This is a genomic window from Leptospira kanakyensis, from assembly GCF_004769235.1.
In the GTDB taxonomy this organism is placed as follows: domain Bacteria; phylum Spirochaetota; class Leptospiria; order Leptospirales; family Leptospiraceae; genus Leptospira_A; species Leptospira_A kanakyensis.
The window spans coordinates 253,154-267,050 of the sequence record NZ_RQFG01000012.1 but is presented as its reverse complement, the minus strand read 5'-3'; the positions used below and the strand labels follow the sequence as shown (position 1 = coordinate 267,050).

Genomic DNA, 13,897 nt, shown 5'->3' with positions numbered 1-13,897 from the left:
GACATACTAATGAATCCAACCTAGTTATTCTGTTTTAAAAAACTCCCACATGGCATCATTGGCTTTGATTGCCTTGGAGGGAGTGGCAGATCCAAAGAAAAAGGAAGGTTTTTTGCCACCAGGCCAAGAATGGCCTCCCGATTCTGTGACACAAAGTTTTACTTTCGCTCCAGCTTTACATTCACTATATTCATCACAAGTCACACCAGGTTCTTCTAAAACTCTTTTGGGTGTTGGGTTACATTGATTCAAATTCACCCATTTGGAAATAGTTTTTGGAACGGAAACAAAATCCGTCACAAGGGATCTATCTCTGAAACTGTTTCCGGCCCCTCCATGAAATAAAACTTTGTCATCATCTTTGGCGTGGATGTGTAAAACGGAAATGGGTTTTGTGGGATTACAACTAATTGTGTTATCTGTTCCGGCAACAGTAGTGATGGCTGCAAATCGATCTGCCATTTCACAGGCAAGACGATATGACATCATGGCTCCATTAGACATTCCAGTCGCATACACTTTCGTTTTGTCGATTTGCAGTTGTTTATTGGCATGATTTAGAATTTCTTTGATGAAACCCACATCATCGATATTTTTATCACGAGCCTCCGCACAACAATTACCTGCATTCCATGTAGCAATTTTTCCCGATTTGTATTTGCTATATCCATTGGGAAAGATGGTGATATGGCCATTTTCTTCCGATTTGGAAATTTGATGGTAATAATCTTCGTTCGATTGGATTTCCATATCCCCACCACCGCCGTGTAAAACTAATAATAATGGTGTTTCTTTGTTTGGTGAATAAGTTTTAGGAACGTGCACTTTATAATATCGCGGGATTTTGTTTTGTAAAAAGGTAAATGTATAATCACCTGGAGTTTCAATTTTTGTTGTTAGGTCGGAAGAGGCGACGGGAGCTGGTTTTTCTTCCATTTTCTTTTGGAATCGTTCCTGGATTTTACTTCGTAACCAACCCCTAGAACAAGATACGTTAAAAAAAACCAAGAGAACTAAGGGTGAAAATAATAGGAATTTGGATTTGTATTTCATCGAAGAACCTCAAGTTGCAGTTTTGCTAGTAGTTCTAAAGATTTGATTTTGGCATCAGTGTCATAAACCGAAGTCACGGTCATTAGTTCATCTGCCTTTGTTTCCTCTAAAACTTTCGTGATTCCAGTTTTCACAGTTTCAGGTGAACCTACAACAGAATAGGATAACATTCGTGAGGCGATTTGTTTTTCTTCAGGACTCCAATAAGATTCTATGTCGTCAATTGGCGGTGGAAAAGTTCCTCGTCTATTTCTGAGTATACGAGTAAAGGACTGTTGAGAACTTGTGAATAAAAAATTTGCTTCCTTGTCTGTTTCTGCTGCGATCACATTCACTCCCACCATCACATATGGTTTGTCTAAATACTTGGAAGGTCTAAATTGTTTTCTGTAGATTGTTATAGCTTCCATTAGGGCATCAGGTGCAAAATGTGAAGCAAAAGCGTAGGGAAGACCAAACATTGCCGCAAGTTGTGCTCCAAACAAACTGGATCCTAAAATCCAAACTGGTACATGAGTTCCTGTTCCTGGAATGGCACGAACTTGTAATTGGTTGCCATCATCTTCGAAATAGGAAAGAAGTTCCTTTACATCTTCAGGGAATGTTTGTGAACTCATGGCATCTCGTCTTAACGCACGTAAGGTGAGTTGGTCTGTCCCAGGGGCACGTCCTAAACCTAAATCAATCCTACCTGGATATAAACTTTCTAAGGTTCCGAATTGTTCTGCAATGACAAGTGGGGAATGATTCGGTAACATGATCCCACCTGCACCGATTCGTATGGATTTTGTATGACCGGCTAAATGACCGATGACCACTGAGGTGGCAGCACTTGCAATCGAAGGAAAGTTGTGATGTTCGGCTACCCAAATGCGGTGGTAACCCAAATTCTCCGCAGCCTGTGCCACTCGCACCGAATTTGTTAAGGCGTCTTTGGGTGTATTTCCTTCGTTGATGAATACTAAATCGAGAATTGAGAGTTGTGCCATTAAGAACACATTCCCTTTTTCGCCTCTCCGGTGTAAATGTGTAAAAAAATAAAATCATGTTTTGCTTAAAAATTTAAATACAACTGTTATATTTGAATGAAAGATTGAATTTTAAATTTCTAAAAAAATCCAACTAAAATCCGGAATGAAAAGTCTAAGTGCTTTGGAAATCAAAAGTGGTTGTAACCTTCTGACTTGGAAAAACTAAAAACTACATGGTTATATGTTGATACTTAAGATAGTTTGTATAAAGATAAAATGAAAGTTTGGAAACCTGATTTAAGTTTAGAAGTAAAGTCACTCATACAATCTGTATTTGTTTTTGAATCAGATACAAATGAAAAACAAAATCTTCCCTTTTATGCAGATGGGTTTCCTGGACTTGTATTTTTCCATTCAGAAAATCCTGTTACGGTTTATGTGGGATCTGAATCCAAAGTCATGGATCCGGTATTTGTTTATGGACAAACCATCGAACCCATTCGAATCCAAATGGAAGGTCCATTTTTCTTTGTGATGGCACAACTTTTCCCCGCTGTGGTGGAAGAATCGTTAGGAATTCCTGTAGTGGAGCTGACCAATTCTTGTTTTACAATCCCGCAGTCTGATTGGATAGAAGAACCTAACTTTGAGTTATCGAGAGAGAAATTTTCTTCTTCTCTAGCAATGGATGCCTTAATGACTTTTATTATGAAAAAGGGTAGTAAGTTTCGTCCAGATCCTATTTTGCATATTTGTATAGAAGAGATTTTAGAAGAAAAAGGAAATTGTGAAATTGGAAAGTTATCTAAGAAATTGGGACTTTCGGAAAGAACCTTACAAAGAAGGTTTCGAAACTATGTAGGCCTCACTCCGAAACAATTCTCTAGCATCATTCGTTTCCAATCTAGTTTAAATGAATTAAATGGTGAGATCAAATCTAAGTTAACGGACATAGCGTACGTTAGTGGATATGCTGACCAGTCCCATTTCATTCGCCAATTCAAATCTTTTACCAAACAAAAACCTTTCCGTTTCCGAGAAAAAATTTAAACCCTGTCGGGTTTGTCCAATTTTTATTTTTTGTTTTCCTGTATTCTGAATCCATGAAACCAAAAACATTAATCATCGGATCCAGCGGAAAAACAGGATCAAGAATTCTATCCAAATTAAAAACTGCGGGTTATCCTGTCCGATTGGGATCAAGAAAAGAAACACCGGCCTTTGACTGGGAAAAACCAGAGCTTTGGGAAACCGTCATCCAGGGAGTCGATCAAGTTTACATCAGCTTCCAACCGGATTTGGCAGTTCCTTCTTCCCTCAGTGCGATCCAAACATTGGTGGGAGTGTGTCAAACAAACCAAGTGAACCGACTTGTTTTGTTATCGGGTAGGGGAGAACCTGAAGCAGAGACTTGCGAACAAATTGTACAAAACTCTGGATTGGAGTGGACCATCCTTCGTTCGAGTTGGTTTTTACAAAATTTTAGCGAAGGAATGTTCCTAGACCAAATCTTAGAAGGAAGGATATTGTTACCTAAGTTAACCGTTAAGGAACCATTTGTGGATTTGGATGACCTTGCCGATCTTGCTTTCGAATCACTTGTGACAGACAAACATCGTAACAAGGTGTATGAATTGACAGGCCCTGAACTTTTAAGTTTTCAGGATGTTATTTTAAAGATAGCGGAAACAACAAACCAATCCATTCCAATCGAAGAACTTCCATTAGATGATTATATAACAACCTTAAAGGGGTTTGGTCTTCCTGAAGATGCGCTTTGGCTAATCGATTATTTGTTTCGTACAGTCCTTGATGGAAGAAACGAATCGGTAGTGAAGGATTTGGAATTGGCACTTGGAAGAAAACCAAAAGACTTTAATACGTATGTGAAAGAAACAGCCAAATCAGGGATTTGGAAAATTTCCCAACCTATCATCTGAATTTCCTTTGGAACCATAGTTTTCGAGAAAACCTCCCGAAATTTGACAAAGTGGGTCTCTTGCTTGGTGTAAAGGTCTCACTAGGAAAAATAAATCCTAGTGAGATTGCAATAGAACTTTGAGATTGAGTGAGGTATTCGTCATTCCATCAAAATATTCTCTAATTATTGTTCGGTGGGATATCCACTATAAGTCATTTTTCCTGTTAAATAAATGGGACTTTTTTGTTCTAATAGAATCCGAGTGTTGAGTTTTGATTGGATCTCTTGTAAGGTCTGTGCGGAATAGGATGTACCCTCCCCATCCACAATCAAAACATAATGGTAAGAAGAATTTGGATTTTCCTCTACATCCAAATCATCCCAGATATGCAAAATGTTTCCAGAACCAGTCTCTCGATTTCGATCGGGAATGACAATGGCTTCGTTTGTTTCTTGGCTCGGAGTGGTTGGTATCGATTGGTTATAGATTCTTTTTTCCGAAATCACGATAGCCTTGGTAAGATCGAAGTGAGAAGGAAGATACACTTCTGTGGGCGCATCGGAAAACCTTCCCTTCCAAATGACCAATTGGAATCTTTTGTCAGCAAAGTATTTGGATTCTGTATTTCCTGGTTTGATGGCTGCCCAAGAAAAAACTTTATTCCATGTATCCGATCCAACCGCATTGTAATGACTACTCATCAATCGGCCTTGGCTCTTTCGTAAATACCCACGTTCGATCACATGGTTGTTTAGGTTAAAACTGGTTCCATAATTTCCAACCACAGAGAAGTCTTCTTCATTCCATGCATCCTTTGTTGTGACGAGTTTGGAAGGATTTCCATTCATATACTCTGCATGGTTGTTATAATAATAATCCCAGTGCCATTGTGTTCCTGAAACGATCGGATTGTAAAAATCGGCAAACCTAGATTTGGAAGTTTGGTTTCCATCCGAAACTTCCATGGCCTGGTAAACGGCATTGATCATTCGAGGTGTGTCTTTTGCACCTGTTCCTTTTAACCACATTCCAAATTCACTAAGGAAAACAGGGATTTTTAAGTATCGAGATTCCTTTCTGATTTCATCTAAATATTTAAAATAGGTAGCATTGTCGATTCCTGTGAGATCGGTTCCCATACGACCGGCATCATAAAAATGAGAATTAAAAACAAAACCAGGGCCAGGTGGGGATAACAAATGGCCTCCTCCTGTAGCAGGTGCAATCGCCGAACCAATGTTTGTATTCCAAAATACAAGAGGTTCTGCAAACACCCATTTGTTTTCCCAACCATTTTGGTTTAGAATGGTTCGGATTTTTTTATACATAGGCCAAAGTTTTTGGTTATCCCATTGTGCAGGTGTTAACCCTTCCATACCTCCATCTACAGGTTCGTTAAATGGATCAAGGCCAAGAATATAAGAAAATTCTTCCGCAGTCAGTTTCTCTTTAATATAAGCAGAACTTTTTCCAATTTGCCAAAGGAATTCAGTTTGCATATTCCTTGAGCCAAGACTTGTAGATAAGGGTGCGTTGTTCCAAAAATTACGAAAGGCTCTCCGAACCGCTTCGTTAGTTAAATTGTTCTGGCTCCAACTGGCACAAATGATACCACAATATTCTTTAGGATAACTTCCACCTTTAGTGATCCAAGCCGGGGCTCCATTACCTGTATGCCAAGAATTTTTATTAAAGAGATGGCGTGAAAATAAATCTTCATGGTAATCCAAAAGGATGTACATTCGTTTGGCGGTCGCTTTTTTCATTTGTGCAATGATGGCATCTAAGTAATTATAATCGATGGTATCAACCGCGGGATGGACTCCTTCCCAAGCAATCGTATAACGAATGATATTTGATCCTGTAGTTTTGCCAAGCCGACTAAAAGCAATTTCTGCATCGGATGCATTTGCAAAAGGTTTGAATCCATGTTGCGCCAGTTTTACATTTCCTGAGATATTGAATCCTCGAAAACTCACTTCACGCCCAAACCCATCCACAAAGATTTGGTCTGTGAACCCATTGTTTGTTTTTTCAGAAATAAAAATCTCTCTGTCACCTGAAGAAGTGCTGTAATCTAAAAGATGGAGTGGGTTGGCAAGAGTAAGCGCCTTTACTTCTGCAAAAGTACCATTTCTATTTGTTTGCGAAGACAAACCATCACTAGGCAATAGCAAGGGAAGGAAAGTAGACGACGATTCTTTAGTCGGAGCACAAAAGCTCGCTGTCAGGAATAGAATGGCAGGGGCCAACCAAATGGATAGAGATTTCGATTTTATTTTCATAGTACCTCACCCCCTTTCCTTTGGAGATTGGGAGATACGGTCACTTGCTACATACTAGTCGACAGTTGTCGATTAAAAAATGACACTAAATTACCATAGATATGGAATTTAGAAATCCCATCACTGAAAAAGGACAGTCGCTGGAAAAAGAAAGTGACTTACTTTTTTCCCATTTCAGGAAAATAAACTCCATTTCCTGCTTTAATTGTCAGATTTATGCGGAGATCTCCACTCTTTTGTAGCCAAATTCTGAACACTGGTCTGCAAAAAACCGACATTTGTCGATTAATTTACTTGCCATATTTTTAACATCGTTTAGACTAATATCCCGAAATTGATCTAGTTCCCTCAGTGCATGAGGATGCGAAAAACCGTTTGATTGAGAAATTTAGATTCGGAGAAAGTATATGAATTCCAAAAGAGAATCCCGAGTGCGCTTGGGTTTTACCATTGTATGTTGTTTTTTCGTTTTGACTTGTTCTGACGAAAAATCTTCCCCTTCGCCAATCCTCGGTTTGGTGGATTCTAGTGCTACTGATAGTTCTAGTTCCGCATTCAGTTCTTCCGGTGTGAGCCGGGCTGTAGCGCCTTCTCTTGGTTCGTCGCCGTATCTTGTGGGTGCAGGGATTTATGATATCACGGGTCCTGCTGCCGAAGTAGGGATGATGGGTTTTGCGGAAACTGCGCAAAAAACAGAAGGGATTTATATGCGCCTTTGGTCAAGGGCCTATATCATTGGCGATGCATCCAAACGAGTGGTTTTTGTCAGTGGTGACTTAGGGATGATTTTCCAATCCATCAAACAAGCGGTGAGTAAAAAAATTGCCTTAGATGCAGAACTGTCACCTTATTACAATCAGGCGAACGTTCTTCTTTCCGCGACACATACACATAGTGGGCCTGGTGGGTATTCTCATTATTTTTTATATAACGCCACTACCTCTGGATTTATCAAAGAAAACTTTGATGTCATTGTCGATGGAATTTATCGTTCCATCAAACTCGCCCATCAAAATTTAGTTCCAGGTAATGTTTATATCAACCAAGGAAATTTAACAGATGCGAGTAAAAACCGTTCTGTGGCTGCTTATGATAAAAACCCGGTTGCAGAAAGGAATTTTTATTCTTCTAACGTAGACCAAACGATGACTCTTTTAAAATTAGTTGCGGCGGATGGTCGTGAGTTAGGTATGCTCAATTGGTTTGCAGTGCATCCAACAAACGTTGGGCCTACAAACAAACTCATCGGTGGAGATAACAAAGGTCTCGCTTCTTATCTTTTTGAAAAAACAAAAGGAACTAATTATTCAGCAAACCAAACCTTTGTGGCTGCATTTGCACAAACAAATTCAGGAGATGTAACGCCTAATCTTTGGGGCCCAGCGGATGGCGTGAATGATTATGCGAGACAAAACATCATTGCAGAAAAACAATTAAACCGCGCCCAATCTCTTTATTCTTCTGCCACAACTCAACTTTCAGGTTCTGTTGACTTTCGTCATACGTTTGTTAACTTTTCGAATCTTTATGTGAGCAGTGTAGGAACCACAACTTGCCAAGCAGGGATGGGGGCATCTTTTTCTGCGGGAAGTGTGGAAGACAATGCTGTCTCTCTTGATTTTTTTGATGAAGGGACTACCGTTGATTCATTGGATTGGAATACCAATTCTGCAGATGCGTTTAAGTCTAGTTTTCTGGGAGGAGCACTCGGTGTTCTTTGGCCAGCTTCTACAAGTGAAGCTTACAAACTTTGCCATGCCGAAAAACCTGTCCTCATTCCTACAGGGGTTGCTAGTTTTGATGGGAATCCTTGGACACCTCCTGTCATCCCTATGCAGATCATTAAAATTGGTAACTTAGCGATTCTTGCCATTCCTGCGGAAGTATCAACGATGGCTGGACGAAGACTTCGTTCTCTTGTGAAAAATGTTTTGGCCAATGAATACACCGTAATTGCCGGTCTTTCTAACTCGTATACTTCTTATCTGACAACCAGAGAAGAATACTCTTCCCAACAATATGAAGGTGCTTCCACTCAATTTGGACCAAACACACTTCTCGGTTATGAACAAGAATTTGGTAAGTTAGCAAGCGCTTTGCGAAATGGAAGTGTTTCCCCTGCTGGGCCTACACCTGCTGATCTAACAAACAACCAAGCAACATTTCAAACGGGTGTTGTCTTTGATGATATTCCTCTCTTTAAAAGTTTTGGAAATGTTTTCACACAACCAGCTGCTTCCTATACAAATGGTGCTACTGTGAGCGCTGTATTTTGGGGAGCTCATCCGAAAAACAATATGCTCATCGGAAGTAGTTTTGTGGATGTAGAAAAACAAAATGGATCCACTTGGACTGTAGTTGCAAGAGACAATGATCCATCCACTACCTACAAATGGCAAAGGGATGGGATTGCCTATTCCAAAGTCACCGTCACTTGGAAAACGAGTTCTTTCCCATCGGGAACTTACCGCATCCGCCACCGTGGCCATTGGAAAAGTGGTTGGACAGGGGCCATCAGCGCTTACCAAGGAGTCACAAATAATTTCACCGTGCAGTAATATCTGAACAATCACTGGCCTGACCTGTAAAAAGGTCAGGTATTTTCTTTGCAACGGGATTGACTAGGGATCATTTCCTAAGAGGCTCGTACTATGGATAAATTGGTCGACGCATCCTTATCCCCTGACCTCGCTTCTAGGCCCTTTAAGTTCACTAGCAAACAAGGGAGGAGTAGACGCACTCGTTTGTTAACCATTGCTCTGGAATTCCTTAGGGAAAAATCTCCGGAAGAAATTAGTTTTGCTGATATTTGTAAAGAAGCAAAGATCCCTAGACCTTCGGCTTATCATTTTTTTCCCAATGTGGAAGCTATCTTCCATGGAATCCGATTGTTACACTCCGAAAGCCTGATTGAAAAATCTTTATTACTAAAAAGAGAAACCTTTCCTTCTTGGGAAAAATACATTGAACGTTCCATCGATGTGGCCGTGGAAGTCACAAATCAAGAAATTGCTTTTCCTCGTTTGATTTATGGATACCGAATGAGTAACCCTGAGATGCGCCAAGTGGGCCAAGAGTTAGACGCAAAACTAGCAAACCTTGCCAAACTGGGACTGATGGACCGGTTCGAACTACCTACCTTTGAAAACACAGATCCAATCTTTGCGGTTGCATTTTCCATTGCAGATTCTCTTTTGAAACTTTCTTACCGAACCTATGGTGACTTTACACCTTGGATGGTGGGAGAAGCAAAAAAGGCTACGATCTCGTATTTAAAAAATTATCTCCCGGAAGTCTGCAAACCAAAATAGAAATGTGTTATTATTGGTAGTTACCAGTAAAACTTGCACCACCAGCAGTGCCTCCATTGATGGTTCCAATATCGTTAATGAAGGTAGATGCGTTATCAAAATATAGGGCTGTGGGGCAATTAAACAGTCTGTTTCCATTGAAACTCAATGGATTGGTTCCCCCACCTTCATAAAAACAATACCGATTGGTTCCGCCAGTGGTAAAAAGTGTATTCTGCTGGTAGGCATTTACATCACCGGCGCCAAAACCATGATAGATTGCCATACTAGTGTTACCCGTTCCTCCATCAAAACTGTTTCCCGTGACTATGGAATTAGAAGGATAACTAGAATTGAGCCCATAAGAAATACTTCCCGTGCCTCCCTCAACTGTGTTGTTTATGATGGTCGGAGTGTTCGCATGGGGAGTGTTATAGATTCCATGAGCAGAATCTAGAGCATTTCCTCCATTAATGACATTACTTGTAATGGTTGGTGAGGAACTAAGTCCAACGGAGATTCCAAAAGTAGATTGGGTAGTCGAAACTCCACCATGTATCGTATTGTTTGCTATATTTGCAGAAGATGACTCTAAGAGTATACCCACCGAATTTCCGTTAATGTTTGAGCCAGCTTCCACACGGTTGTTTGTGATTGTCGGTGAACCAGAAAAACAATAGATCGCCATGGAGGTTCCTGCGGTGGCATTTGGATTCGATGATCCTCGTATCGTAAATCCATCCAAAATGGTAGAGGATGTGATTGTGCCGCCTGCACTGATTGTGAGAGAATCGGGAACCACAGATACTGTTGTATCCTCAATTTTTGTTATGTATAAATTTGAAATCCGATTTAAAAAATCAGAACTAAACCCACCGTATAACGAAACATTATTTACCAAGTTCACTTGAGTTCCGAGACCACTGTCCACAAGATAGTTACCTTCGGAGACCAAAATGGCTGCGGGAGCGGTTGCTCCTGTGATGGCAGAAGGAATTGTTAGTTTGGCACTTCCTGGTGTGGTTCCTGGATTACCATTATTGCCAGAGGGGCTAACATAGTATAAATTTGTATTGGCAGCAAGGATCGTATAAGTTCCTGTAACGGTTGCTAAACGAAATCCATTCGAGTCACTCCCATCCAACTGGAAACTGTTTTTTCCTACAGGGAGGGAACCAGAAAGAACAACAGTATCATTGGCCACGAAGGTATCTGACCAAGTTTGGTTGAGAGGAATTCCTAGAATGGCAGTGAGAGAAGTGGGATTCATACTCCGATTGAAGACCACACGGATTTTTGTATCAGCGAGAATGACAAAACCAACAGACGGAGTGATGGTGGCGGAAGGGCCCCCATACAAACCAAGAAGGATACTTAACTGGAGAAGGTTGTTCTTCTTTTTGGAGGGATCTAAATCTAAAATTTCCCGAACAATCGGATTCAACAAACAATGGAATTGAACAAATATAAGAACAAAAACTAAGATTAGGTTCATTTGGAAAGGTTTTATATATTTTCGCATCACAGATGAGTCAGTATGATATCTGTGATTGGTTATTAGGCAATAAATTTCCAAAGTTTTCTTGGAATCTAGGCGAATTTATTTCATTCCGATATATGCGTACTCTGTGACCGTTTGGATGAAATTTTCCATCTCTTTTGGATCGTTTTTCATCTGCAACCTACCTTCTAAAAACAACATGGCAATCCCGTGGATCATCGCCCAAGAAGCTAAAGTTTTTTCTCTTGTTTTTCCCTGTTCCAAAAACCCGAGCCTTTGGCCCATTCGAATGATTTCATGTAACTGACGATAGGTTCTTCTTGATACACCAGAAAGTGTTGGATGGTTTTTAAGATCCACACCCATCCCACCAAACATAATCCTTGCGAACTGCCTGTTGGCCATGATGAATTGAAAATAAGTCCATCCAAGAGCACGGTATCTTCCTTTGAAGTCTTGGTCTGTTTTTTCTAATTCTTTTTGGTAAGTTTCAAAATACTTTTGGAATCCAATTTCCGCAATTGCGGAAAAGAGAGCATTTTTATTTTCAAAGTGATGGTAACTGGCGACATGACTCACCCCAGCTTTTGCCGCTACTTTGCGAAGGGAAATATCTTCTAGAGAAGTATTTTCGAGTAGTTCTACCCCTGCTTGGATGAGAGCCTCGCGGACATTGACACCATTTTCTTTGGAAGGGCGGCCCGCCGTTTTTAGTTTTTTGGGAGTAAGTTTTTTTTTCGAAACCGCCATTTCCCCAATTCTATCGCAGACTCTTTTAGTGACTAGTGTTAATTACCGGTGGTAAATTTACGGCTTGTCGTGATTCTTAATTATATTACCAATGGTAAATTATTCAGATCTAAGGATTTTTACGAGTATGAATACAGCATTTTCACCTATTTCCATTGGAAACTTAACTCTCCCCAATCGTTTTATTATGGGATCCATGCACCTCGGTGTGGAAGGAGAAACCGGAACTGCCGAAAGGATGGCGGCTTTTTATGGCAAACGGTTCGAAGGTGGAGTTTCTCTCATTGTTACTGGTGGGATTAGTGTGAATGAAGAGGGAAAAGGTTCTCGGACATTTTTTAACATCCAAAATCCAGAACATGCCAAAGAGTTAAAACGAATGAACGAACTGCTCCTAGGAAAAGGAACCATGTGTGCGCAGCTTTTTCACGCAGGGCGATATGCTGCTGATAGAAATTGTGTGGCTCCTTCGGCAATCCGTGCACCAATCAATCGTTATGTGCCAAAAGCCCTTACAGAAGATGAATGTTGGAAAACCATCGAAGACTTCGGAGTAGCGGCAAAACTCGCCAAAGAATCTGGGTTTGGGGCTGTAGAAATTATGGGGAGTGAAGGTTATCTTCTCAATCAGTTTTTCTCTCCTGTGACAAATCATAGAGATGATTATTTTGGTGGGGATGCAGAACGGAGGATGAATTTATCCATTGAGGTTCTGCGAGCAGTTAAAAAACAACTCCCCGAAGGTTTCCCTGTGATCTTTCGTATGTCGGGGATTGATCTGATCCCAGGAAATCCAAGTTTTGAAGAAGTCATTCGACTAGCGCAGGTTTTGCGATATGAAAAAGTATCTGCTTTAAATATTGGAATTGGTTGGCATGAATCAAGAATCCCCACTATTAGCCAATTAGTTCCCAGAGGGGCTTGGATCCCCATTGCCAGTCGTATCAAAGAGAACACACCGGGAGTTCCTATCATTGCTTCAAACCGAGTGAATGATCCCATCACGATGCAAAAGGTTTTTGATGAAAATAAAGCCGATATCATTTCGATGGCAAGGCCATTCCTTGCAGATGCATCCATTGTTAAAAAATTCCAAGAGGGAATGTCAAACCGAATCAACACTTGTGTGGCCTGTAACCAAGCCTGTCTTGATCATGCCTTCCAAGAAAAATTTGTTTCTTGTATTGTGAATCCAGAAGCGGTACATGAATTGGAATTTACAAAACCAAAAACAAAGGATCCAAAAAAAGTCCTCGTGATTGGAACGGGACCTGCGGGGCTTGAAGCGGCACGTGCGAGTGCGAGTCTCGGACACAAAGTCACTCTTGTAGAAAAAGCAAATGTACTTGGTGGTCAATTCCAATTGGCTTCCAACATTCCAGGTAAATCAGAGTTTAAAGAAACCATTCGTTATTTTTCCAATGAACTTCCTGCCCTCGGTGTAAACATTCGTTTGAACACAGATGCAACCTTAACATTGTTAGAAACAGAAAATCCGGATGTTACCATTTTTGCAAGTGGTGTGAAACCACGTGAGTTTTCTCTAAAAGGACTAGAAAATCTTCCGTCTGGAAATTATACTGATTATCTCACAGGAAAATTCAAACCAGGAAAACGTGTGGCAGTGATTGGGGGAGGAGGGATTGGTGTGGACGTAGCACATAGATTGACGGAAGAAGACGATCCTACTTTAAACTCCTATGATAAAAAATACAATATCAGTTCCTTTACCAATGCTGTGGTTCAAAAAGAAAAAGCACACCGAGATGTTGCCGTGTTTCGTAGGAATGGAAAACATGGAGCTGGTCTTGGGCCGACAACGTTTTGGGCACTCAAACAAGAGTTAGAGTCTGTGGGAGTTGAGTTCTATCATGGACTCACATACAAAGAAGTGACAAAAGAGGGATTAAAAGTAGAACTAAAAAACGGAGAAGAATTTTTGTATCCTTGTGATTCTCTAGTTTTGTGTGTTGGTCAGGAAAAAGAAAATTCCGTTCTAGAAGAATTCCAAGCCAAATACCCAAACAAACAAACCATCGTGATTGGTGGGGCAAAGGATCCAAGGAACATTGATGCCAAAAGAGCATTTTTAGAAGGTTTAGAAGCAGCACATAGCATTCATTAG

10 protein-coding genes are annotated in these 13,897 nt (G+C 40.5%); 5 read left to right on the top strand and 5 right to left on the bottom strand.

The annotated features are described in order from the left end of the window. Positions 1-24: 24 nt before the first annotated feature. Together EHQ16_RS10745 and EHQ16_RS10740 are read right to left on the bottom strand one after the other, a co-directional pair. Positions 25-1,053 carry an extracellular catalytic domain type 1 short-chain-length polyhydroxyalkanoate depolymerase gene (locus EHQ16_RS10745; RefSeq protein WP_135635709.1) on the bottom strand — a complete coding sequence of 343 codons (1,029 nt, stop codon included), beginning with the start codon at positions 1,051-1,053 and terminating at the stop codon, positions 25-27. Continuing rightward, entirely contained in the window at positions 1,050-2,042 is a 993-nt protein-coding gene (locus EHQ16_RS10740) for an LLM class flavin-dependent oxidoreductase (protein WP_135635711.1), read from the bottom strand. The genes EHQ16_RS10745 and EHQ16_RS10740 overlap by 4 nt, the downstream gene beginning before the upstream one ends. Before the next feature lie 258 nt (positions 2,043-2,300). Between EHQ16_RS10740 and EHQ16_RS10735 the strand changes: the two genes are divergently transcribed. Continuing rightward, complete coding sequence (locus EHQ16_RS10735) at positions 2,301-3,074, top strand: helix-turn-helix domain-containing protein (RefSeq protein ID WP_135635713.1); 774 nt, start codon at positions 2,301-2,303, stop codon at positions 3,072-3,074. A 53-nt stretch (positions 3,075-3,127) separates the two neighbouring features. Then, a complete protein-coding gene (locus EHQ16_RS10730; RefSeq protein WP_135635715.1) occupies positions 3,128-3,964 on the top strand; it encodes an SDR family oxidoreductase in 837 nt (278 codons plus the stop codon). Between the two features lie 164 nt (positions 3,965-4,128). Here the strand turns inward: EHQ16_RS10730 and EHQ16_RS10725 are convergent, their stop codons facing one another. Further along, positions 4,129-6,231, bottom strand: coding sequence for a glycoside hydrolase family 5 protein (locus tag EHQ16_RS10725; protein ID WP_135635717.1), 2,103 nt, complete (start codon positions 6,229-6,231; stop codon positions 4,129-4,131). 407 nt (positions 6,232-6,638) lie between these two features. Here EHQ16_RS10725 and EHQ16_RS10720 point away from each other — a divergent pair, with 407 nt between their 5' ends. Next, positions 6,639-8,789, top strand: a complete 2,151-nt coding sequence (locus tag EHQ16_RS10720) for a neutral/alkaline ceramidase (RefSeq protein ID WP_135635719.1) — start codon at positions 6,639-6,641, stop codon at positions 8,787-8,789. A gap of 93 nt (positions 8,790-8,882) precedes the next feature. Further along, positions 8,883-9,542, top strand: a complete 660-nt coding sequence (locus EHQ16_RS10715) for a TetR/AcrR family transcriptional regulator (RefSeq protein ID WP_135635721.1) — start codon at positions 8,883-8,885, stop codon at positions 9,540-9,542. A 10-nt stretch (positions 9,543-9,552) separates the two neighbouring features. On the opposite strand, the gene EHQ16_RS10710 is transcribed toward EHQ16_RS10715, so the two are convergent. Both EHQ16_RS10710 and EHQ16_RS10705 read right to left on the bottom strand, forming a co-directional pair. Beyond that, positions 9,553-11,016, bottom strand: coding sequence for a hypothetical protein (locus tag EHQ16_RS10710; protein ID WP_135635723.1), 1,464 nt, complete (start codon positions 11,014-11,016; stop codon positions 9,553-9,555). A gap of 105 nt (positions 11,017-11,121) precedes the next feature. Then, complete coding sequence (locus EHQ16_RS10705) at positions 11,122-11,772, bottom strand: TetR/AcrR family transcriptional regulator (protein ID WP_135635725.1); 651 nt, start codon at positions 11,770-11,772, stop codon at positions 11,122-11,124. Between the two features lie 127 nt (positions 11,773-11,899). Between EHQ16_RS10705 and EHQ16_RS10700 the strand changes: the two genes are divergently transcribed. Next, positions 11,900-13,897: an oxidoreductase gene (locus EHQ16_RS10700; protein ID WP_135635727.1), complete on the top strand. Its 1,998-nt coding sequence runs from the start codon at positions 11,900-11,902 to the stop codon at positions 13,895-13,897.

Bases quoted from the DNA above. Each gene is read 5' to 3' on its own strand.
- EHQ16_RS10730 (WP_135635715.1), top strand. From the start codon at position 3,128: ATGAAACCAAAAACATTAATCATCGGATCCAGCGGAAAAACAGGATCA.
- EHQ16_RS10700 (WP_135635727.1), top strand. From the start codon at position 11,900: ATGAATACAGCATTTTCACCTATTTCCATTGGAAACTTAACTCTCCCC.
- EHQ16_RS10735 (WP_135635713.1), top strand. From the start codon at position 2,301: ATGAAAGTTTGGAAACCTGATTTAAGTTTAGAAGTAAAGTCACTCATA.
- EHQ16_RS10715 (WP_135635721.1), top strand. From the start codon at position 8,883: ATGGATAAATTGGTCGACGCATCCTTATCCCCTGACCTCGCTTCTAGG.
- EHQ16_RS10710 (WP_135635723.1), bottom strand. From the start codon at position 11,016: ATGAACCTAATCTTAGTTTTTGTTCTTATATTTGTTCAATTCCATTGT.
- EHQ16_RS10745 (WP_135635709.1), bottom strand. From the start codon at position 1,053: ATGAAATACAAATCCAAATTCCTATTATTTTCACCCTTAGTTCTCTTG.
- EHQ16_RS10740 (WP_135635711.1), bottom strand. From the start codon at position 2,042: ATGGCACAACTCTCAATTCTCGATTTAGTATTCATCAACGAAGGAAAT.
- EHQ16_RS10720 (WP_135635719.1), top strand. From the start codon at position 6,639: ATGAATTCCAAAAGAGAATCCCGAGTGCGCTTGGGTTTTACCATTGTA.
- EHQ16_RS10725 (WP_135635717.1), bottom strand. From the start codon at position 6,231: ATGAAAATAAAATCGAAATCTCTATCCATTTGGTTGGCCCCTGCCATT.
- EHQ16_RS10705 (WP_135635725.1), bottom strand. From the start codon at position 11,772: ATGGCGGTTTCGAAAAAAAAACTTACTCCCAAAAAACTAAAAACGGCG.